Source organism: Streptantibioticus ferralitis (assembly GCF_029223525.1).
GTDB classification, from domain to species: Bacteria; Actinomycetota; Actinomycetes; order Streptomycetales; family Streptomycetaceae; genus Streptantibioticus_A; species Streptantibioticus_A ferralitis.
The window spans coordinates 83,776-105,005 of record NZ_JARHTQ010000013.1 but is presented as its reverse complement, the minus strand read 5'-3'; the positions used below and the strand labels follow the sequence as shown (position 1 = coordinate 105,005).

The window sequence follows — 21,230 nt, the reverse complement described above, 5'->3', positions numbered from 1 at the left end:
CGGGTGGCGGGCGGCGCGCGCGGTACCGTGGCTGGCGGGTTGTCGCAGCAGGTCAAGGCGGGGTCGGGGCACACCCTTGCCGTGCCCTTACTACTCGGCCGTACACTGGCTGCGGGATTTCTGGCACTCGTGGCTAATGAGTGCCAGGGGGAAGTACCTGAAGGACTGAACGACCCGCAACGGGACCACGGCTTGGAGGTGTGCGCAATGCTCAGCGAACGCAGACTCGAAGTGCTGCGCGCCATCGTCCAGGACTACGTCGGCACCGAGGAGCCGGTCGGCTCCAAGGCGCTCACCGAGCGTCACCGGCTGGGGGTGTCGCCTGCCACGGTGCGCAACGACATGGCGGTGCTGGAGGAAGAGGGCTTCATCCAGCAGCCGTACACCAGCGCGGGCCGGATCCCGACCGACAAGGGCTACCGTCTCTTCGTCGACAAGCTGGCCGGGGTCAAGCCGCTGACCGCCGCCGAGCGCCGTGCGATCCAGAGCTTCCTGGACGGCGCGGTGGACCTCGACGACGTGGTGGCGCGTACGGTACGGCTGCTGGCGCAGCTCACCCGGCAGGTCGCGGTCGTCCAGTATCCGTCGCTGACCCGGTCAACCGTGCGCCATGTGGAGCTGCTCTCGCTCGCTCCGGCGCGGGTGATGCTGGTGCTGATCACGGATACCGGTCGGGTCGAGCAGCGGCTGGTGGACTGCCCGTCGCCGGTCGGCGAGACCGTGCTGGCGGACCTGCGGGCCCGGCTGAACAGCCGGGTGGTGGGCCACCGCTTCTCGGACGTGCCGTCGCTGGTGCAGGATCTGCCGGACTCCTTCGAGCACGACGACCGCCCGACGGTCGCCACCGTGCTCGCGACGCTGCTGGAGACGCTCGTCGAGGAGACCGAGGAGCGGATCATGCTCGGCGGCACCGCGAACCTGACCCGCTTCAACCATGACTTCCCCCTGACAATCCGCCCGGTCCTTGAGGCGCTGGAGGAGCAGGTGGTACTGCTCAAGCTCCTCGGCGAGGTCAAGGACTCTGGTGTAACGGTACGAATCGGCCATGAGAACGCCCATGAGGGCCTGAGTTCCACGTCGGTCGTCGCGGTGGGCTACGGTTCGGGCGACGAGGCGGTCGCCAGGCTCGGCGTGGTCGGCCCGACCCGCATGGACTACCCCGGAACGATGGGAGCGGTACGCGCAGTGGCGAGGTACGTCGGACAGATCCTGGCGGAGTCGTAAGTGGCCACGGATTATTACGCGGTCCTGGGTGTACGACGCGACGCAGGCCAGGACGAGATCAAGAAGGCGTTCCGCCGTCTCGCTCGCGAGCTGCATCCGGACGTCAACCCCGACCCGAAGACCCAGGAGCGGTTCAAGGAGATCAACGCCGCTTACGAGGTGCTCTCCGACCCGCAGAAGAAGCAGGTCTACGACCTGGGCGGGGACCCGTTGTCGGCGTCCGGCGCCGGTGCGGGCGCAGCGGGCGGCTTCGGCGCGGGCTTCGGCAACTTCAGCGACATCATGGACGCCTTCTTCGGCCAGGCGTCGCAGCGCGGCCCGCGGTCGCGGACCCGGCGCGGCCAGGACGCGATGATCCGGCTCGAAATCGAGCTGGACGAGGCCGCGTTCGGCACCACCAAGGACATCCAGGTGGACACCGCCGTCACCTGCACCACCTGCAGCGGTGAGGGCGCGGCGCCCGGTACGTCGGCGCAGACCTGTGACATGTGCCGCGGCCGCGGTGAGGTCTCCCAGGTCACCCGGTCCTTCCTGGGCCAGGTCATGACGTCGCGGCCGTGCCCGCAGTGCCAGGGGTTCGGCACGGTCGTGCCGACGCCGTGCCCCGAGTGCGCGGGGGACGGCCGGGTCCGCTCCCGCAGGACCCTCACGGTCAAGATCCCCGCGGGCGTCGACAACGGCACCCGGATCCAGCTGGCGGGCGAGGGCGAGGTCGGCCCCGGCGGCGGCCCGGCCGGTGACCTCTACGTCGAGATCCGTGAGCTGCCGCACTCGGTGTTCCAGCGGCGCGGCGACGACCTGCACTGCACGGTGACCATCCCGATGACGGCGGCGGCGCTGGGCACCAAGGTCCCGCTGGAGACGCTGGACGGCCTCGAAGAGGTCGACATCCGCCCCGGCACCCAGTCGGGCCAGTCGATCCCGCTGCACCAGCGCGGCATCACCCACCTGCGTGGCGGCGGCCGCGGCGATCTGATCGTCCATGTGGAGGTTCAGACGCCGTCCAAGCTCGACCCCGAGCAGGAGGAGCTGCTGCGCCGCTTGGCCGTGCTACGCGGCGAGGAGCGGCCGTCCGGTCACTTCCAGCCGGGCCAGCAGGGCTTGTTCTCCCGCTTGAAGGACGCGTTCAACGGCCGCTAGCACAGGCGTGCTCGATGGGGGTGGTTTCCGGGGGCTGCGCCCCCGGGCCCGCCTTCGGGGGTGGCTCTCGGCCGCGAAGACGAGGGTTCCGCTTCCGGGCCCCCGCTTCGGGGTTGAGGTCCAGGGGCACCGCCTCCGGGCGGCACCCCGGCCGATGGTGCTGTCACACCACCGTGACAGGATGTACCCATGGCCGCGTTGACCGACCTCCTCGTACTGCCCGTCATCCAGGCCCCGATGGCGGGCGGCGCGTCATGTCCGCTGCTCGCCGCCGAGGTGAGCGAGGCCGGGGGCCTAGGGTTCCTCGCGGCCGGGTACAAGACCCCTGAGGCGATGTACCAGGAGGTCAAACAGCTGCGGACGCTGACCTCGCGGCCGTTCGGCGTCAACCTGTTCATGCCGCAGCCGAACACCGCCGACCCGGCCGCCGTTGAGGTGTACCGGGAGCAACTCGCCGGTGAGGCCAGCTGGTACGACATCGCGCTCGGCGATCCGGACGCGGGCACCGACGACGCCTTCGACGCCAAGGTCGCGGTGCTCACGGATGACGCCGTTCCGGTGGTCAGCTTCACTTTCGGCTGCCCCAGCCGTGCCGTCATCGACCGGTTCGCCCGCGTGGGTACGTACACCGTGGTCACCGTCACCTCGGTCGCCGAGGCGCAGGCGGCCCAGTGGGCGGGCGCGGACGCGGTGTGCGTCCAGGGCGTCGAGGCGGGCGGCCATCAGGGCACGCACCGCGACGACCCGCAGCTGGACGGGGCCGGGGCCGGGCTGCTCTCGCTGATCCCTGCGGTACGCGAGGCGGTTCAACTACCGATCATCGCCGCGGGCGGCATCATGCGCGGTGCGCAGATCGCCGCGGTGCTGGCGGCGGGTGCCAGTGCGGCCCAGCTCGGCACCGCGTTCCTGGTCTGCCCCGAGTCGGGGGCGAACGTGCTGCACAAGCGGGCGCTGACCGACCCGCTCTTCAGCCACACCGAGCTCACCAGGGCTTTCTCCGGCCGTCCGGCCCGCGGCCTGGTCAACCGCTTCATGCGGGAGCACGGCCCGTACGCGCCTGCCGCGTACCCGCAGGTGCACCATCTGACCTCGGGGCTGCGCAAGGCGGCCGCCGGGGCGGGCGATCCGCAGGCGATGGCGCTGTGGGCCGGGCAGGGGCACCGGCTGGCCCGAGAGCTGCCCGCCGCCCGTCTGGTCGATGTGCTCGGTGCCGAACTCGAGGCGGCACGCGAGTTGTTGGCGAAGGGCCGTTCGTGACCGCGCCGGTCTTCCTGGTCGAGCCGGGCGAGTTGACCGGTGAGCGCCTCACGCTGACCGGCCCCGAAGGCCGCCACGCGGTCTCGGTGCGACGGCTGCGGGTCGGCGAGGAGATCGTGCTGACCGACGGCGAAGGCACCGGCGCCTACGGCACGGTCGCCGCCGTCGAAGGCAAGGACCGGCTTGAGGTCACCGTCACGCAGGTGCGGACCGAGCCCGCGCCGGCCCCCCGGATCACCGTCGTCCAGGCGCTGCCCAAGGGCGACCGGGGCGAGTTGGCCATCGAGACGATGACCGAGACCGGTGTCGACGCGGTGGTGCCGTGGGCGGCGTCCCGCTGTATCACCCAGTGGAAGGGCGAGCGCGGCACGAAAGCGCTGGCGAAGTGGCGCGCCACCGCGCGCGAGGCGGGCAAGCAGGCCAGGCGGCTGCGACTGCCGCAGGTGCACGACCTCATGACTACCCGTCAGGTTGCCGAACTGCTCTCCGGCGCCGCCTTCGCCGCAGTACTGCACGAGGAGGGCAGCGCCCCGCTGGCCACCGCCCCGCTGCCCACCGAGGGCGACATCGTGCTGGTCGTCGGCCCGGAAGGCGGGGTCGCGCCGGACGAGTTGGACGCCTTCGCCGCGGCGGGCGGTAAACCGTACCGCCTCGGCCCGACGGTGCTGCGCACCTCGACGGCGGGCGTCGCCGCGACCGCGCTGCTGCTGGGCCGCACCGGCCGCTGGGCCTGAGCACGATCCGGAAGCGGTTTTCCGGGCGCTGACGCGTCGGAAAAAACACAGTATTAGTGTGGCCGCTGTGACGCAGCCTTCGTACCTTCGGTATCCGCATCCGCACGGCGATCTGATCACTTTCACAGCCGAGGACGACGTCTGGGCGTCGCCGCTCGACGGTGGTCGGGCCTGGCGGGTCAGCGCGGACAACATGCCCGTACGCCATCCGTGTATCTCGCCGAACGGCGAGTACATCGCCTTCACCTCAACGCGTGACGGCGCACCCGAGGTGCATGTGGCGCCGGTCGACGGCGGCCCGGTCAACCGGCTGACGTACTGGGGGAGTTCGAAGACCGCGGTCTGCGGCTGGACGCCCGACGGCGAGGTGGTCGCGACCAGCAGCTACGGACAGGCTTCGGTGCGCCGCACCTGGGCCTGGGCGGTCCCGGTGGACGGTGGACCCGCGCGCGTCCTGCCGTACGGTCCGGTCGGCGCGGTCGCCTACGGGCCGGGGGCCGCCGTACTGCTGCTGTCCACCACCATGGGCCGCGATGCCGCCGCCTGGAAGCGCTACCGGGGCGGCACGGCGGGCAAGTTGTGGCTCGACGCGGACGGCAGCGGGGAGTTCCAGCGGATTCACGCCGATCTCGCCGGGAATCTCGAATGCCCGCTGTGGGTGGGGGACCGGATCGCGTTCCTGTCCGACCACGAAGGCACCGGAGCCCTCTACTCCAGCCTGCCCGACGGCTCCGACCTGCGGCGGCACACGCCCCTTGAAGGTTTCTACGCCCGCCAGGCGGCCACCGACGGCACTCGTGTCGCCTACACCCGCGCCGGTGAACTCCATCTGATCGACGACCTGCCCGGCGGTGCCGAGCCGCGTCCGCTCGCCATCCGGCTCGGCGGCCAGCGCAGCGACCTGCGCCCGCACCCGATCCGCGCCGCACACCACCTCGGCGACGCGTACCCCGACCACACCGGCCGCGGCAGCGCCGTGGAGGTGCGCGGCTCGATCCACTGGCTGACCCACCGCGAGGGCCCGGCGCGCGCGCTCGCCGCCGAGCCCGGGGTACGCGCCCGGCTGCCCCGTACGTTCCGGGTGGGCGGCGAGGGCGCGCCGCAGGTCGTCTGGGTGACCGATGCCGAGGGTGAGGACGCGCTGGAGCAGGCGCCCGCCACCGGTCTCCCGGCCGGCAGCGCACCGCGTCGGCTGGCAGCGGGCCGGCTGGGCCGGGTCCTTGAGCTCGTCGTCTCACCGGACGGCCGCCGGATCGCCGTCGCCTCGCACGACGGGCGGGTGCTGCTCGTGGAGCGGGAGACCGGCGAGGTGCGCGAGGTCTCCACCAGCGAGCACGGCGACGCCAGCGGGGTGGCGTTCTCGCCCGACTCCGGGTGGCTCGCCTGGTCGCAGCCGGGTCCCGACCCGCTGCGGCAGTTGCGGATCGCCAACACCACGACGCTCGCGGTCGCCGACGCGACACCGCTGCGCTTCAACGACTTCGCGCCCGCGTTCACCTCGGACGGCAAGCACCTGGCGTTCCTGTCCGAGCGGGCCTTCGACCCGGTCTACGACGCGCATGTCTTCGACCTGTCGTTCCCCAACGCGTGCCGCCCGCACCTGATCACGCTCGCCGCCGACACACCGTCCCCGTTCGGTCCGCAGCGCCATGGGCGTCCCCTCGGCGCACCGCCCGAGGAGAAGCCGGACGGCGACAAGCACGACGGCGACACCGCGAGCGGTGACGAGCACCGTGCTCCGGTCACCCGCGTCGACCTCGAAGGCCTCGCCGACCGCATCGTGCCCTTCCCCGTGGAGGCCGCCCGTTACTCAGGGATGCGGACCGCCAAGGACGGCGTGCTGTGGCTGCGCCATCCGCTCTCCGGCGTCCTCGGCTCGGCACTGGCCACACCGCAGGCACAGCCGCCCGCCACCACGCTGGAGCGGTACGACCTGCAGCGGCTGCGCACCGACGAACTCGCCGAGGACGTCGATGACTTCGCGGTCACCGGAGACGGTGAGCGGCTGCTGCTGAACTGCGGCAGCAAGCTGCGGCTGGTACCGGCCGACAGCAAGGCGTCCGATGAGGAGGACGGCGACAGCAGCGTCACCGTCGACCTCTCGCGGGTCCGGGTGACCGTCGACCCGGCGGCCGAGTGGCGCCAGATGTACGGGGAGACCGGCCGTCTGATGCGAGACCACTTCTGGCGGCCGGACATGTCGGGGGTGGACTGGGACGCGGTACTGGACCGCTACCGTCCGGTCCTGGACCGGGTCGCCACCCATGACGACCTGGTCGACCTGCTCTGGGAGGTGCAGGGCGAGCTGGGCACCTCGCACGCGTATGTCTCGCCGCCCGGCGGACACGGTGACGCGCTGCGCCGCCAGGGCCTGCTCGGCGCCGACATCTCCCGCGACCAGCAAGGGGTTTGGCGGATCGACCGGGTGCTGCCCTCGGAGACCTCCGACCCGGCGGCCCGCTCACCGCTGGCGGCGCCGGGTGTCGCGGTACGTGCCGGGGACGGCATTCTGGCGGTCAACGGTCATCCGGTGGATCCGTTGACCGGACCCGGTCCGCTGCTGATCGGCACCGCGGGCAAACCGGTCGAACTGACCATCGCTCCCGGCAACTCCGGTACCCCGGAGACCCGCGCGGTCGTCGTGGTCCCGATCGCCGACGAGGAACCGCTGCGGTACCACGACTGGGTCGCGGGCCGCCGCGCCCATGTCCACCGGCAGACCGGCGGCCGTCTCGGCTACCTCCACGTACCCGATATGGTCGGCTCCGGCTGGGCGCAGCTCCACCGCGATCTGCGGGTCGAGGTGGCCCGCGAAGGGCTGTTGGTCGATCTGCGGGAGAACCGCGGCGGCCACACCTCGCAGCTGGTCGTGGAGAAGCTGACCCGCCGGATCGTGGGTTGGGACGTGCCGCGCGGTGTGCGGCCGTCGAGCTACCCGGTCGACGCACCGCGCGGCCCGGTCGTGGCGATCGCCAACGAGCACTCGGGCTCCGACGGCGATATCGTCAACGCCGCCATCAAGGCCCTGGGCATCGGCCCGGTGGTCGGCACCCGCACCTGGGGCGGGGTGATCGGCATCGACTCGCGCTACGACCTGGTGGACGGTACGGGGGTCACCCAGCCCAAGTACGCGATCTGGCTTGAGGGATACGGCTGGGACGTGGAGAACCACGGGGTGGACCCCGACGTCGAGGTGGTGCACGCCCCGCAGGACTGGGCGGCGGGCCGCGATCCGCAACTCGACACGGCCATCACCCTCGCACTGGAGGCACTGGCGTCCTCTCCCGCGAAGACGCCGCCCGTCCTTCCGTAGCCCGGCGCACCGCCACTCCTACGGGGCGCGCCCGGTAGCATGCGCCCCGTAGGTCACACACCCGATGAGGGAGACACATCCGTGCCGGGAGAACCGCAGGCCGACTGCCTGTTCTGCAAGATCGTGACGGGGGATGTCCCCGCGACGATCGTCCGGGAGACCGACACGACGGTCGCGTTCCGCGACATCAACCCGCAGGCCCCCACGCACGTCCTGGTCATCCCCAAGGCGCACTACCCGGACGCGGCCACCCTCGCGGTCCAGGCCCCGCAGCTGTGCGCGGACATACTGCGCGAGGCGGGCGAGGTCGCCGCGCAGGAGAAGGTGGACGGCACCGGCTACCGCGTCGTCTTCAACACCGGTTCCGGCGCGGGCCAGACCGTGTGGCACGCGCACGCCCACGTGCTCGGCGGCCGCGGTTTCAACTGGCCGCCCGGATAAAGGCGCTTCGCGCCACGAGAAGGATTCCTTGTCCCAGCGAGAGCTCATCGTCCTCGGCACCGCCAGCCAGGTGCCCACCCGGCACCGCAACCACAACGGTTACGTCCTGCGCTGGGACGGCGAGGGCATCCTCTTCGACCCCGGCGAAGGCACCCAGCGGCAGATGGTGCACGCCGGGGTCGCCGCGCACGACCTCACCCGGATCTGTGTCACCCACTTCCACGGGGACCACAGCCTGGGCCTGGCCGGGGTCATCCAGCGCGTCAACCTCGACCGCGTCCCGCACCCCATCACCGCGTACTACCCGGCCAGCGGGCAGCGCTTCTTCGAACGGCTGCGGTACGCCACCGCGTACCGCGAGACGGTGCGGCTGCGCGAGCAACCGATCGCGGAGAGCGGCGAGTTGACGACCACGCAGGGCTTCACGCTGTACGCCCGCAGGCTCGACCATCCCGTCGAGTCCTTCGGCTACCGGTTGGTGGAGCCGGACAGCCGCCGGATGCTGCCCGAGCGGCTTGCCGCCTGCGGGATCCAGGGCCCGGACATCGGCCGCCTGCAGCGCGAGGGCGAACTGCGCGGGGTTCTGCTCGAAGACGTCAGCGAGCCGCGGCGCGGCCAGCGGTTCGCCTTCGTCATGGACACCCGGCTGTGCAACGGCGTGTTCGCCCTCGCGGAGGACTGCGACCTGCTGGTCATCGAGTCGACCTTCCTCGACGAGGACGAGCCGCTGGCCAGCGAGCACGGCCATCTCACGGCGGGCCAGGCCGCCCGGGTCGCCGCCTACTGCGGCGTGCGGCATCTTGTGCTGACGCACTTCTCCCAGCGCTACCCGGATCCGGCGGAGTTCGCCCGCCAAGCCCGGGAGGCCGGCTTCACCGGGGAGTTGACCATCGCCCGGGACCTGGACCGGATCCCGGTACCCAGGCGGGCTTAGCGCCCTTTCGGTGGATATCGGGTTTCGGGGCTGCGGTTGGTTCGGCACCGCCGGTCCACGCCGTGGGGGTCGCTCGCCATCGCGGCGGACGTTTTTCGGGGGCAAGCCCCCGAGCCCCTTGGCCGCTCGACTCGTTGGGTCGGCCCCCGCGGCGTGCTGCTCTGTTGGGTGGGCGGGCTCCCAAGCCCCGCGGTGGGCAGATCGTTCGGGTGACCAAGCCCCGCCGATCCGCCGAAGGCAAGCCCCTGAGCCCCCACGGGTGTTGGAGGCTTGCCCCGACAGATCGCCCCGCTGGGGGTTTGGGGGCTTGCCCCCAAAAAAATGACCGCCGCGACAGCGAGCAACCCCCACGGCCCGGCTGTGCCGAACCGACCGCAACCCAAACCCCGAAATCCGGCCGGAACTAGGCCCTCGCTTCGGCGCTCTCCTCCAGAGATTCCGTCTCCAGATGCCAGTGCAGGTCGCGGACGCCCGGTTCCAGGGACAGGCGGGAGACGAGCTGCTCAAGCCCCTGGGCCGGGTCGCCCGTGACGCTGACCACGGCCTGCAGACGGGTGCTCTCGGACTGGTCGCGGCGAGCGCGCAGCGCGGTCGGGGTGAGGCCCACCGCGGTCAGGGCCTGCAGCAGCAGCGCGCGGATGTGGGTCTCGTCGCGCCGGTCGCAGACCAGATGCACCGTGGCCTGCGCCGGGCCGGTGTCGGGGTCGTCCTGCGGAACGCGGTCGATCAGCCGCCCGGCCGGCCGCAGCAGCAGATGTACGCCGATGACGCCCAGCGTGCCGAGGACGGCCAGCGGCAGCCGCCCGGAAGCGGCCAGTACCCCGACGGCCGCCGAACACCACAGGGTGGCCGCGGTGTTCAGGCCCCGTACGCTCGCGCCCTCGCGCAGGATCACACCGCCGCCGAGGAAACCGATGCCGGAGACCACATAGGAGGCGACCCGGGTCGGGCTGCCGGTGTCCCCGACCGCCTCGCTGTACAGGACGAACAGCGTCGCGCCGGTCGCCACCAACGCGTTCGTCCGCAGCCCGGCCATCCGGGCGCGCCACTGCCGCTCGACGCCGATCAGCGCGCCGCAGCCCAGGCCGGTAATGAGCCGGACGACGAAGTCCACGGTGGACAGGGTGTGCATGGGCGCACCTCCTCGAAGACGGTGACGGGACGGTGTCCGTCCCGTTCGTGGCAGCTATTTGCGTGCCCGCGCAAATATAGCGTCGGCACATTACGATGGCGGAATGCCTGCGAAGCCTCTCCCCACGGCCGAACTGCACCTTCACATCGAAGGCACTCTCGAACCCGAGCTGGCGTTCGCGCTCGCCGAGCGCAACGGCGTCACCCTCCCGTATGCCACCACCGACGAGCTGCGCCGCGCGTACTCCTTCTCGGACCTGCAGTCCTTCCTGGATCTGTACTACGCGTTGATGGCCGTACTGCGAACCGAGGATGACTTCGCGGAGCTGGCCGACGGCTATCTGGCCCGCGCCGCCGCGCAGGGCGTGCGGCACGCCGAGATCTTCTTCGATCCGCAGGCCCACACCGCGCGCGGGGTGCCGATAGGCGTCGTTATCGAGGGGCTCGGCCGGGCGCTGGACCGCAGCGAGGAACGGCACGGCATCAGCACCCGGCTGATCATGTGCTTCCTGCGCGACGAGTCCGCGGAGTCCGCCCTTGAGACGTTCGAGGCGGCCAGGCCCCATCTGCGCCGCATCCACGGGGTCGGCCTGGACTCGGCCGAGGTCGGCAACCCGCCGTCGAAGTTCCGCGAGGTCTTCCAACGCGCGGCGGAGGCCGGACTGCACCGCGTCGCGCACGCGGGCGAGGAGGGCCCCGCCGAGTACATCACCGAGGCCCTGGACGTCCTCGGCGTCGAGCGGATCGACCACGGGCTGCGCTGCCTGGAGGACGCGGCACTGGTCGAGCGGCTGGCCCGGGAGCGGGTGCCGCTCACCGTGTGCCCGCTGTCCAACGTGCGACTGCGCTGTGTGGACACCCTCGCCGAGCACCCGCTGCCCAAGATGATCGACGCGGGACTCCTGGTCACCGTCAACTCCGATGACCCGGCCTACTTCGGCGGCTACGTGGCGGACAACTTCGGCGCCGTAAAGGACGCTCTCGGCCTTGACCACGAGACGCTGCGCATGCTCGCCGCCAACTCCTTCAAGGCGGCCTTCCTGGACGAGCAGACCCGGGCGGGGTACCTCGCGGAAGTGGCGGCGCACAGGTTCGGCTGAGCTGCGCCCGGCGCCCGGTGACACAGAGCGGAACGTCAATTACCCCGTGTACTGTTCCAGTTGATGTTCCGTTCACCCTGGTCCGAGATGTGCTCCGGCCCATCGGTTGGGGCCCCGCGCAGCCATAGAGGGCGCTGAATGAAGATCCTGGTCGCCGACCTGGACGGCACGCTCCTGGAGGGTGGCGAGGCCGACCGGCGCAGCCTGCGTGCCGCTCTGGACCGCCATCCGGAGGTGACGGTGGTCTTCGCGACCGGCCGCGGACTGCCCTCGGTGCGCGCGGCGCTGCGGGACCCACTGGTGCCGCGGCCGCGCTGGATCATCGCCGACGTCGGCGCGAGCGTGATCGACGGTACGGACCTGGCGCCGGTCGAGCCGCTGCAGCGGGGATTACGGGCCGGCTGGCCCGGCGCGGATCGGATCCGTGCCGCGCTGCGCCGCTTCCCGGAGCTGACCTACCAGGACGGGGCGGCCCAGGACGGCCGCTGCTCGTTCTACCTGCGCCCCGAGCGGTTGACGCGCGAGATCACCGACGCCGTGGTGGAGTTGGGGTGCGGGTGGCTGTACTCGGCGGACCGCTACTTCGACGTACTGCCGCCGGGTGCGGGCAAGGGCAGTGCCCTCGCGGCCCTGGCCCGCGAGCGGCACTGGCCGATGACCTCGATCCTGGTCGCGGGCGACTCCCTCAACGACCTGTCGCTGTTCCGACTCGGCGCACACGGGGTGATCGTCGGCAACGCCGAGCCCGCACTGCTCGCGGCGGTACCGCCCGGCGGCAGCACTTCGCGGTCCGACCGGCCGGGGGCGGCCGGGATCCTGGCGGCGCTTGAGGAACTCGGCTGGGTGGAGCGCCGATACCCGCTGGTGGTCGGCTACCACCGCCCGCCGGTGCGCTGGACGCCCGGCGGCTGGCAGGAACCGTCCAGCCCCAACGGCATCCTGCCCACCCTGCGCGGCATGTTCACCGGAGACCTGCGGGCCGTGTGGGCGGCCGCCGCGGTCCTCGGGCAGGACGTCCCGGCGGCCCGTCTCGACGGGCACAACACCGGGCTGCCCCTGTCCTTCCTGCGGCTGAGCCCCGCCGAGTGGGCCGGGTACTTCCACCGGGCCTGCAAGGAGACGCTGTGGCCGGTGCTGATGAGCCAGCCGGAGCGGCTGCGCCCGGATCCGGCCGCCTGGGCGGCCTACCGGGCGGTCAACGCGCGGTTCGCCGACCACATCAGCGACATCGCGGCCCCGGGCGCGACCGTCTGGCTGCACGACTACAACCTGTGGCTGGTGCCGGGCATGCTCCGCCCGACCCGCCCCGACCTGCGGCTGGGGCTGTTCCACCACACCCCGTTCCCGCCGCCGGAGATCTTCGCCGCGCTGCCCACCGCCCCGGAGATCCGCGCCTCGCTCGGCTGCCTGGACTGGGCCGGATTCCACACCACCGACTTCGCCGAGCACTTCCGGCAGACCCTGGCGGGCACCCCTCGGCCACCGCGGCTGGGCGTGCATCCGCTGGGCATCGACCGTGACGCCGTCGAAGCGCTGGCCCGGGCGCGGATGCCGCACCATCAGCCGATCGACGGGCCGCTGGTGCTCTCCGTCGAGCGCCTGGACTATGCCAAGGCCCCGGTGCAGAAGGTCGAGGCCGTCGCGGCACTGCTCGGCCGCTGCCCGGAGTTGCGCGGACGCCTGCGGTTCCGGCTGGTGTGCCCGCCCCCCGAACCCGGCATCACCGCCTACGACGCGACCCGGCGGGCACTGGAACAGCGCGTAGCCGAGGTCAACGATGCCTGGCGCACGGGTGATTGGCGGCCCGTCGAGTACCTGCCCCGTAGTCTGCCCATCGCCGAACTGGTCGACCACTACCTCGCCGCCGACGTGTTCTGGGTGACCTCACTGCAGGACGGCATGAACCTCACCGCGAAGGAGTTCATCGCCGCCCAGGCCGCCCAGGCCGCCCAGGCCGCCGCGGGCCGCTGCGGAGTGTTGGTGCTCTCCCGGTACGCGGGTGCCGCCGCGCAACTCGGCTCCGCGGCGCTCTTCACCGATCCCCGCTCACCCGAGGACCTGGTCGAGGTCCTGCGGCGGGCCCTGGCGCTCGCCCCGGCGGAACGCCGTACCCGCCTGGCGCACCTGGCCCGCCTCCTCGGCCACGATCATCCCGCGGACTGGGCGGCCAGGATCGTCAGCGCCATCCAGCGCCCCGACCAGGACGGCCGGGCCGCCCGGCACCCCTCGGCGGTCGGCCTGGGCGCGGCGGCGGCCGACTGCGAGGTCAGCTGATCCCCGCCCGGTCCAGGATGCGCGAGGCCACCGCCGCCGAGTCCACCAGCGGGTGCAGCGCCAGCGCGCGCAGTGCGGCGGTGCGCGAACCGGTCGCCGCCGCCTCGATGGTGGCGCGCTCGGCCGCCTTGACCGACAGCATCAGTCCCGCCTGATGCGCGTCCGGCGCGGCGACCCGAAGCGGCCGGGGACCGTCCGGACCCACCGCGCACGGCACCTCGATCACCGCGTCGGGGTCGAGCAGCGGCAGGGCCGTGCCATTGCGGACGTTGAGGATCAACTGCGTGCGCTCGCCGCGGGCTATCGCCCGCATCAGCGCCAGCGCCACCCGGTCGTATCCGCCGCCCTCCAGGTCGGCGGCGTCCCGCTGCCAACCGCCGGTCGCCGCGCGGGCGTCGGCCATGTACATCTCCTCGCGCTCCAGCCGGGTCGCCTCCCACAGCTCGTACGCCTTCGAGGAGTCGGCGCCCGCCTGCGCGAAGAACTCCGACTGCTGCCGGTCGAGGAACTCCCCCCGGGTGGCCGCGGCGGCGCGGGCCGCGGCGAGCGTCTCGCGGGTGAAGTAGTAGTAGAGCAGGTACTCGTTGGGCAGCGAGCCCAGCGCTCCCAGCCACTCGGCCCCGAAGAGCCGCCCCTCCTCGAACGACCCCAGCGCCGCGGGGTCCGCCAGCAGCTCCGGCAGCAGATCCCGGCCGCCCGACTCCAACCGCCGCAGCCAGCCGAGGTGGTTGAGCCCCACGTAGTCGTAGCTCACCGCGTCCGGGTCGACGCCCGCCGCCCGCGCCGCCCGGCGCACCAGGCCCACCGGCGAGTCGCAGATGCCGACGACCCGCTCGCCGAGGACCCGCTGCATCGCCTCGGTCACCATCCCCGCCGGATTGGTGAAGTTGATCACCCAGGCGTCGGGTGCCACGGCCCGCACCCGCTCGGCGATGTGCACCGCCACCGGCAGCGTGCGCAGCCCGTACAGCACCCCGCCCGCGCCGACCGTCTCCTGGCCGATCACGCCCTCGTCCAGCGGGATCCGCTCATCGCACACCCGGCCCGCCATACCGCCCACCCGGATCGCGGAGAAGACGAAGTCCGCGCCGCGCAGCGCGTCGTCCAGCCCCTGGGCGATCCGCACGATGGGCGCGCCGGGTGCGCTGTGCGCCTGAGCGGCCAGTACGCAGGCGATCACGGACAGCCGCTGATGGTCGGTGTCGTAGAGCACCAACTCCTTGACCGCGCCCGGCGATCCCGGCTCCGCGAACAGGGCCCGGTACACCAGCGGGACGCGGAATCCCCCACCGCCGAGAATCGTCAGCCGCACGCTTCCTCCCTCTGGAATCGCTTCTCCGCCCCGAGGCGGCAGGTGCGGGCGAGTATGCCGTGTGCGGCCAGGCAGCCGCGGATGCGGCGTACCGGCTGCGCGTCCTGTAATGCTGCATTCACCGCGTCCCCCGATGTCCTGGGGCACAGTGTGCAACACGCGATCACGCGTCCGCCGGAAGGAGCCACTGGTGGCAGACCAACCCGTCCTCGACCCGCTCGCCGCGGTCCGCGCCCCGGGTGACCCGGCGACCGATGTGTATCTGACCGGCACCGTGTTCCTCGACATCATCTTCACCGGCCTGGACAGCGCGCCGGTGCGCGGCACCGAGTCCTGGGCCCGCGGGATGGGCTCCAGCCCCGGGGGCGTGGCCAACATGGCCACCGCGCTCGCCCGGCTGGGCCTGCACACCTCCCTCGCGGCGGCGTTCGGCGACGACATGTACGGCGACTACTGCTGGGAGAGCCTGGAGCATGACGAGGGCATCGAGCTGTCGCTGTCCCGCAGGGTGCCGGGCTGGCATTCGCCCGTCACCGTCTCCATGGCGTACGAGGGCGAACGGACCATGGTCAGCCACGGCCATGAGGCGCCGCCTCCCGAGGAGCCCGCACCGGTGTGCCCGCCGCCCGCCCGAGCCTGTGTGGCCTCCCTCAGCCCGGGCCGCCGGGAGGAGTGGATCGGGCACGCGGCCCGGTACGGCAGCCGGATCTTCGCCGACGTCGGGTGGGACGACTCCGGGCGCTGGGACCCCCATGATCTGACCGACCTGCGGCACTGCGAGGCGTTCTTGCCCAACGCGGCAGAGGCCATGCGCTACACCCGTACCGAGTGCCCGCGCCGTGCCGCCCGCAAGCTCGCCGAACTGGTGCCGCTGGCGGTCGTCACTTTGGGCGAAGAGGGTGCGTACGCGGTTGACTCGTCCAGCGGGGAGGCCGCGGAGGTGCCCGCGCTCACTGTCGACGCCCTCGATCCGACCGGCGCCGGTGATGTCTTCGTGGCCGGGTTCATCACCGGGACGCTCGCCGACTGGCCGCTCACCGACCGGCTCGCCTTCGCCAGCCTGACCGCGGCCCTGTCCGTCCAGGAGTTCGGCGGGTCGCTCTCCGCACCCGGCTGGATCGAGGTCGCCGCCTGGTGGCAGCACGCCAAGCAGTACGACGACCAGGACCGCAGCGCCCTGCGCCGCTACGCCTTCCTGGACGACCTGCTGCCCACCGGCGCCCGCCCCTGGCCACTGCGCCGCGCGGTGCCGACGATCGGGTTCCGGCAGATGTGAGCCCCGAAACAGCCGAGCGACACGCCTTCGAGCGCTTCGCGAACGAGCCGTACTACCCGTACTGCGAGGAGGCGGCGACACGGGCCGCGGCCCTGCTGCACAGCATGTCGCTGCTCGAACCGTTCGAGGACGGCAACGCGGCGGTCGGCGCCGCGTGTGCCCGGATGTACCTGGAGGAGTCGGGCGAGCCGATCTCTCCCCCGGCGGGAGCCATGGCCGAGTTGGTCCGCGGCATCCGCTCGCACAAGACCGACCTGCGTGGCGCCGCCCTCACCCTGCGCGGCCGGGCGGCCTGAGCGGTCCGGGAATCGGGGCGGAAAACCTCTCGGGCCTGCCCCCGACCCGTCGTACCCTTGAACCCCAGGCCCTAACAGGCATGTCGAGTACGGAAGCGGGACGCAGGCCGCAGAGCCGAGCCCATGACACAGACACCCACGCAGCAGCAACCGCAGGCGCGCGCACATTTCGTCGTACCGGCCAAGCACCCCATGGTCACTGTCCTGGGATCGGGTGACTCGCTGCTGCGCGTGATCGAGCGGGCGTTCCCGACCGTGGACATCCATGTCCGTGGCAACGAGGTCAGCGCTGCCGGAGACGCGGCGGAAGTCGCGTTGGTGCAGCGCCTTTTCGATGAAATGATGCTGGTGCTGCGCACCGGCGCGCCCATGACGGAGGACGCAGTGGAGCGGTCGATCGCCATGCTCCGGCAGGACAGCGGACCGGACGGTCTCGAGGAGACCCCGGCACAGGTCCTCACCCAGAACATCCTCTCCACCCGCGGTCGCACCATCCGCCCCAAGACGCTCAACCAGAAGCGGTACGTCGACGCGATCGACAAGCACACCATCGTCTTCGGCATCGGCCCGGCCGGTACCGGCAAGACCTACCTGGCGATGGCCAAGGCCGTACAGGCGCTGCAGTCCAAGCAGGTCAACCGGATCATCCTGACCCGGCCCGCGGTCGAGGCGGGCGAGCGGCTCGGCTTCCTGCCCGGCACGCTCTACGAGAAGATCGACCCGTATCTGCGCCCGCTGTACGACGCGCTGCACGACATGATCGACCCCGACTCGATCCCGCGGCTGATGGCGAACGGCACGATCGAGGTCGCCCCGCTCGCCTACATGCGCGGCCGCACCCTCAACGACGCCTTCATCATCCTGGACGAGGCGCAGAACACCTCCGCCGAGCAGATGAAGATGTTCCTGACCCGCCTCGGCTTCGACTCCAAGATCGTCATCACCGGTGACATCACCCAGGTCGACCTGCCCGGCGGCACCAAGAGCGGGCTGCGGCAGGTCGTGGAGATCCTGGACGGCGTCCAGGACGTGCACTTCTCCCGGCTCACCAGCACCGACGTGGTCCGCCACAAGCTGGTCGGCCGGATCGTGGACGCCTACGAGGCCTACGACAACCGCAACGGTGGCCATACCAGCGGCCACGCCGGCAAGGGAAAGTAAAAGACACCGCACCATGGCGATCGACGTCAACAACGAGTCCGGCACGGAGATCGACGAGCAGTCGGTGCTCGAAGTCGCCCGTTACGCACTCCAGCGCATGCGTATCCACCCCATGTCCGAGCTCTCGATCATCGTCGTCGACGCCGAAGCCATGGAGCAGTTGCACATCCAGTGGATGGACCTGCCCGGTCCCACCGATGTGATGTCCTTCCCGATGGACGAGCTGCGTCCGCCGGGCAAGGACGAGGAAGAGCCGCCGCAGGGCCTGCTCGGCGACATCGTGCTGTGCCCCGAGGTCGCCAAGAAGCAGGGCGAGCAGGCGCCGACCCAGCACTCGATGGACGAGGAGCTGCAACTCCTCACCGTGCACGGTGTGTTGCACCTGCTCGGCTACGACCACGAGGAGCCGGGCGAGAAGGCCGAGATGTTCGGCCTGCAGAAGGCGATCCTGGACGACTGGCGCGCTGCGCGCGGCGTCGAGGGGCCGTCTCCGGCCCCCACCACCCACTGACCGCCGTGATCATCGCAAGCGTCCTCCTGGTCGTCATCGCCTGGCTCGCTGCCTGCGCCGAGGCCGGTCTGGCCCGTACCTCGCGGTTCCGCGCCGAGGAGGCGGCCAGGGCCGGCCGGCGTGGCAGCGCGAAGCTCCTCCAGATCGCCTCCGACCCCACCCGCTACCTCAATGTGGCGCTGCTGGTGCGGGTCGGCTGCGAGATGGCCGCGGCCGCCTTCATCACCACGGTCTGCCTGCGCTCCTTCGACCGCACATGGCAGGCGCTGGCCGTCGCCATCGGCGTGATGGTGCTGGTCAGCTATGTGGCCGTCGGGGTCTCACCGCGCACCATCGGCCGCCAGCACCCGCTGAACACGGCCACCGCCGCCGCGTACGTGCTGCTGCCGCTGGCCCGGATCATGGGGCCGGTACCCAAGCTGCTCATCCTCATCGGTAACGCGCTCACTCCAGGCAGGGGCTTTCGCCAGGGCCCGTTCGCCTCCGAGGCCGAACTGCGCGCACTCGTGGACCTCGCCGAGCAGGACTCGCTCATCGAGGACGAGGAGCGCCGGATGGTGCACTCGGTCTTCGAACTCGGTGACACGATCGTGCGCGAGGTGATGGTGCCACGAACCGATCTGGTCATGATCGAGCGGACGAAGACGATCCGTCAGGCCCTCACCCTCGCGCTGCGCAGCGGCTTCTCCCGTATTCCGGTCACCGGCGAGAACGAGGACGACGTGGTCGGCATGGTCTACCTCAAGGACCTGGCACGGCGGGTGCACATCAACCGCGAGTCCGAGAACGATCCGGTCGCCACGGTCATGCGACCCGCCACGTTCGTGCCCGACACCAAGAACGCGGGCGATCTGCTGCGCGAGATGCAGCGGGACCGCAACCATGTCGCGGTCGTCATCGACGAGTACGGCGGTACGGCCGGGATCGTCACCATCGAGGACATCCTCGAAGAGATCGTCGGCGAGATCACCGACGAGTACGACCGCGAACTGCCGCCGGTCGAGGAGTTGGGGGACGGCAGCTTCCGGGTCACCTCCCGGCTGGACATCGGTGACCTCGGCGAGTTGTACGGGGTGAAGCTGGACGACGAGGACGTGGAGACGGTCGGCGGACTGCTGGCGAAGGCCCTTGGCCGGGTGCCGATCCCGGGCGCCAGCGCGGTCGTGGAACTCCCCGCGGATGCCTCCACTCCGCATGCCCCGGCCGTCCCGACCGCGCTTCGGCTGACCGCCGAGTCCCCGGCGGGCCGCCGCAACCGCATCGGCACGGTCCTGGTGTCCGCGGTATCCCGCACCGACGAGGGCGAGTTGGCGGCGGACGGGTAACGCCCGCGCCGACGGGTTCAGCCGCATCGCGCTGTCGCGGCGGAAGGATTCCTTCAGCCGCGACGGCCGGCGACCACCATGCCGCGCGGCGGTTCCGAGCCCACCGCGACCCCGCCGCCGCCTTCGAGTACTCGGACGACGAGGGGTTCCGCACGGTCGTCAGTGAACTGCTGGCTGTCAGCGAGGAGTTCGCCGAGCTGCGGGGCCGCGGCGATGTGCGGCCCGGCGGGCAGATGGTGAAGGAGATCGCGCACCCGGGGATCGGCTTGCTGCGCTTCGAGAGCACCCAGCCGCCGATTTCGGCCCGGCCGGACCTGACGACCGTGATGCACAATCCCGTGCCCGGCACGGACACCGCGGAAAAGCTGGAGCGGTTGGCGTCCCCGGAGGGGTGGCGGGAGACGATCCGCCCGGTGGCGAGCTGACCGCCCGCCGTATGCTCGCTCCATGAGCGACGCAGCAGCCATCGATCCCGAGGACCGCAAGATCATCACCCTTGCCCGGTCGGTGCGCGCCCGCAACGGTGTGCCCGAGGGCGCGGCCGTACGGGATGAGACGGGCCGTACGTATGTCGCCGGGTCGGTGGATCTGGCTTCGCTGAAGCTGAGCGCACTGCGGACCGCCATCGCGATGGCGGTCGCCAGCGGCGCGAAGTCGCTGGAGGCGGCGGCCGTCGTCTCCGACGCGGACAGCGTGCCGGAGGAGGACCAGGCGGTCGTACGTGAGCTCGGCGGCCAGGGCACGCCGATCCTGCTCGCCTCGGGCGACGGAACGCTGCGGGCCCGGCTGGACGCCTAGCGCGTCGATCACGAGCGGAGCGGGCCGGGGCATGGCCGCCCATCGGGGACAATGGGCGGCATGAGCGTTCGTACAGACTCCCCGCAGAACTCCCACCGGGCCGGTTTCGCCTGCTTCGTCGGTCGGCCCAACGCGGGCAAATCCACCCTTACGAACGCTCTGGTCGGCCAGAAGGTGGCGATCACCTCCAACCGTCCGCAGACCACCCGGCACACCGTGCGCGGCATCGTGCACCGCCCGGACGCGCAGCTCGTCCTGGTGGACACCCCCGGGCTGCACAAGCCGCGCACGCTGCTCGGCGAGCGGCTCAACGACGTCGTACGGACCACCTGGTCCGAGGTCGACGTGATCGGCTTCTGCCTGCCCGCCGACCAGAAGCTCGGCCCCGGCGACCGCTACATCGCCAAGGAACTGGCCGAGATCAAGAAGACGCCGAAGGTCGCCATCGTCACCAAGACCGACCTGGTCGACTCCGAGCGGCTCGCCGCCCAGCTGATCGCGGTCGATCAGCTGGGCAAGGAACTCGGCATCGAGTGGGCGGAGATCGTGCCCGTGTCGGCCGTGGGTGACAAGCAGGTCTCGCTCCTCGCCGACCTGCTGGTGCCGCTGCTGCCGGAGGGCCCGGCGCTCTACCCCCAGGGCGACCTGACCGACGAGCCCGAGCAGGTCATGGTCGGCGAGCTGATCCGCGAGGCGGCCCTGGAGGGGGTACGGGACGAGCTGCCGCACTCGATCGCGGTCGTCGTCGAGGAGATGCTGCCGCGCGAGGGGCGCCCGGAGAACAAGCCGCTGCTCGATGTGCACGCCAACATCTACATCGAACGCCCCAGCCAGAAGGGCATCATCATCGGCCCGAAGGGCGCCCGTCTGAAGGACGTCGGCACCAAGGCCCGCAAGCACATCGAGGCGCTGCTGGGCACGCCGGTCTTCCTGGATCTGCATGTGAAGGTCGCCAAGGACTGGCAGCGCGACCCGAAGCAGCTGCGGAAGCTGGGCTTCTGAG

At 71.5% G+C, this 21,230-nt stretch carries 20 protein-coding genes; 17 read left to right on the top strand and 3 right to left on the bottom strand.

Going from position 1 to position 21,230, the window contains the following annotated elements; all coding sequences use genetic code 11:
* The first annotated feature begins 207 nt into the window (after nucleotides 1–207).
* The 7 genes from hrcA (at nucleotide 208) to P2L57_RS20855 (ending at nucleotide 9,043) form a co-directional block, all read left to right on the top strand.
* A complete protein-coding gene (hrcA, locus tag P2L57_RS20885; RefSeq protein WP_275816742.1) occupies nucleotides 208–1,224 on the top strand; it encodes a heat-inducible transcriptional repressor HrcA in 1,017 nt (338 codons plus the stop codon).
* Complete coding sequence (dnaJ, locus tag P2L57_RS20880; RefSeq protein WP_275816740.1) at nucleotides 1,225–2,364, top strand: molecular chaperone DnaJ; 1,140 nt, start codon at nucleotides 1,225–1,227, stop codon at nucleotides 2,362–2,364.
* A gap of 189 nt (nucleotides 2,365–2,553) precedes the next feature.
* On the top strand, nucleotides 2,554–3,621 hold the full coding sequence (locus P2L57_RS20875; protein WP_275816738.1) for a nitronate monooxygenase: 1,068 nt from the start codon (nucleotides 2,554–2,556) through the stop codon (nucleotides 3,619–3,621).
* Nucleotides 3,618–4,355, top strand: coding sequence for a 16S rRNA (uracil(1498)-N(3))-methyltransferase (locus tag P2L57_RS20870; protein WP_275816736.1), 738 nt, complete (start codon nucleotides 3,618–3,620; stop codon nucleotides 4,353–4,355). The genes P2L57_RS20875 and P2L57_RS20870 overlap by 4 nt, the downstream gene beginning before the upstream one ends.
* Before the next feature lie 67 nt (nucleotides 4,356–4,422).
* The gene (locus P2L57_RS20865) at nucleotides 4,423–7,668 is read left to right on the top strand and encodes a S41 family peptidase (RefSeq protein WP_275816734.1); all 3,246 of its coding nucleotides are present in this window, start codon (nucleotides 4,423–4,425) and stop codon (nucleotides 7,666–7,668) included.
* Between the two features lie 81 nt (nucleotides 7,669–7,749).
* The gene (locus tag P2L57_RS20860) at nucleotides 7,750–8,109 is read left to right on the top strand and encodes a histidine triad nucleotide-binding protein (RefSeq protein ID WP_275816732.1); all 360 of its coding nucleotides are present in this window, start codon (nucleotides 7,750–7,752) and stop codon (nucleotides 8,107–8,109) included.
* 28 nt (nucleotides 8,110–8,137) lie between these two features.
* Nucleotides 8,138–9,043, top strand: coding sequence for a ribonuclease Z (locus P2L57_RS20855; RefSeq protein ID WP_275816729.1), 906 nt, complete (start codon nucleotides 8,138–8,140; stop codon nucleotides 9,041–9,043).
* Nucleotides 9,044–9,446: 403 nt separating this feature from the next.
* Here the strand turns inward: P2L57_RS20855 and P2L57_RS20850 are convergent, their stop codons facing one another.
* A complete protein-coding gene (locus tag P2L57_RS20850) occupies nucleotides 9,447–10,175 on the bottom strand; it encodes an MgtC/SapB family protein (RefSeq protein WP_275816728.1) in 729 nt (242 codons plus the stop codon).
* A 103-nt stretch (nucleotides 10,176–10,278) separates the two neighbouring features.
* Here P2L57_RS20850 and P2L57_RS20845 point away from each other — a divergent pair, with 103 nt between their 5' ends.
* On the top strand, nucleotides 10,279–11,274 hold the full coding sequence (locus P2L57_RS20845; protein WP_275816726.1) for an adenosine deaminase: 996 nt from the start codon (nucleotides 10,279–10,281) through the stop codon (nucleotides 11,272–11,274).
* 138 nt (nucleotides 11,275–11,412) lie between these two features.
* Nucleotides 11,413–13,548: a trehalose-6-phosphate synthase gene (locus tag P2L57_RS20840; RefSeq protein WP_275816724.1), complete on the top strand. Its 2,136-nt coding sequence runs from the start codon at nucleotides 11,413–11,415 to the stop codon at nucleotides 13,546–13,548.
* Here P2L57_RS20840 and P2L57_RS20835 read toward each other — a convergent pair.
* Complete coding sequence (locus tag P2L57_RS20835; protein WP_275816722.1) at nucleotides 13,541–14,860, bottom strand: 6-phospho-beta-glucosidase; 1,320 nt, start codon at nucleotides 14,858–14,860, stop codon at nucleotides 13,541–13,543. The genes P2L57_RS20840 and P2L57_RS20835 overlap by 8 nt on opposite strands.
* A 190-nt stretch (nucleotides 14,861–15,050) precedes the next feature.
* Between P2L57_RS20835 and P2L57_RS20830 the strand changes: the two genes are divergently transcribed.
* The 5 genes from P2L57_RS20830 (at nucleotide 15,051) to P2L57_RS20810 (ending at nucleotide 19,429) form a co-directional block, all read left to right on the top strand.
* The gene (locus P2L57_RS20830) at nucleotides 15,051–16,136 is read left to right on the top strand and encodes a carbohydrate kinase family protein (protein WP_275816720.1); all 1,086 of its coding nucleotides are present in this window, start codon (nucleotides 15,051–15,053) and stop codon (nucleotides 16,134–16,136) included.
* A complete protein-coding gene (locus P2L57_RS20825; protein ID WP_275816718.1) occupies nucleotides 16,133–16,432 on the top strand; it encodes a hypothetical protein in 300 nt (99 codons plus the stop codon). The genes P2L57_RS20830 and P2L57_RS20825 overlap by 4 nt, the downstream gene beginning before the upstream one ends.
* A gap of 123 nt (nucleotides 16,433–16,555) precedes the next feature.
* Nucleotides 16,556–17,593 carry a PhoH family protein gene (locus P2L57_RS20820; protein ID WP_275816716.1) on the top strand — a complete coding sequence of 346 codons (1,038 nt, stop codon included), beginning with the start codon at nucleotides 16,556–16,558 and terminating at the stop codon, nucleotides 17,591–17,593.
* 13 nt (nucleotides 17,594–17,606) lie between these two features.
* A complete protein-coding gene (gene ybeY, locus P2L57_RS20815; RefSeq protein ID WP_275816714.1) occupies nucleotides 17,607–18,104 on the top strand; it encodes an rRNA maturation RNase YbeY in 498 nt (165 codons plus the stop codon).
* 5 nt (nucleotides 18,105–18,109) lie between these two features.
* Nucleotides 18,110–19,429: a hemolysin family protein gene (locus P2L57_RS20810; protein ID WP_275816712.1), complete on the top strand. Its 1,320-nt coding sequence runs from the start codon at nucleotides 18,110–18,112 to the stop codon at nucleotides 19,427–19,429.
* A gap of 53 nt (nucleotides 19,430–19,482) precedes the next feature.
* On the opposite strand, the gene P2L57_RS20805 is transcribed toward P2L57_RS20810, so the two are convergent.
* The gene (locus tag P2L57_RS20805; RefSeq protein WP_275816710.1) at nucleotides 19,483–19,683 is read right to left on the bottom strand and encodes a hypothetical protein; all 201 of its coding nucleotides are present in this window, start codon (nucleotides 19,681–19,683) and stop codon (nucleotides 19,483–19,485) included.
* Here P2L57_RS20805 and P2L57_RS20800 point away from each other — a divergent pair.
* The 3 genes from P2L57_RS20800 to era are packed head-to-tail and all read left to right on the top strand — an operon-like array spanning nucleotide 19,597 to nucleotide 21,229.
* Nucleotides 19,597–19,854 (top strand): MmyB family transcriptional regulator, encoded by a 258-nt coding sequence (locus tag P2L57_RS20800; RefSeq protein WP_308292498.1) that lies wholly within the window; start codon nucleotides 19,597–19,599, stop codon nucleotides 19,852–19,854. The genes P2L57_RS20805 and P2L57_RS20800 overlap by 87 nt on opposite strands.
* Before the next feature lie 22 nt (nucleotides 19,855–19,876).
* Complete coding sequence (locus P2L57_RS20795; protein WP_275816708.1) at nucleotides 19,877–20,227, top strand: cytidine deaminase; 351 nt, start codon at nucleotides 19,877–19,879, stop codon at nucleotides 20,225–20,227.
* A 60-nt stretch (nucleotides 20,228–20,287) separates the two neighbouring features.
* Complete coding sequence (gene era, locus P2L57_RS20790) at nucleotides 20,288–21,229, top strand: GTPase Era (RefSeq protein WP_372515815.1); 942 nt, start codon at nucleotides 20,288–20,290, stop codon at nucleotides 21,227–21,229.
* The last annotated feature ends 1 nt before the right edge of the window (nucleotide 21,230 follow it).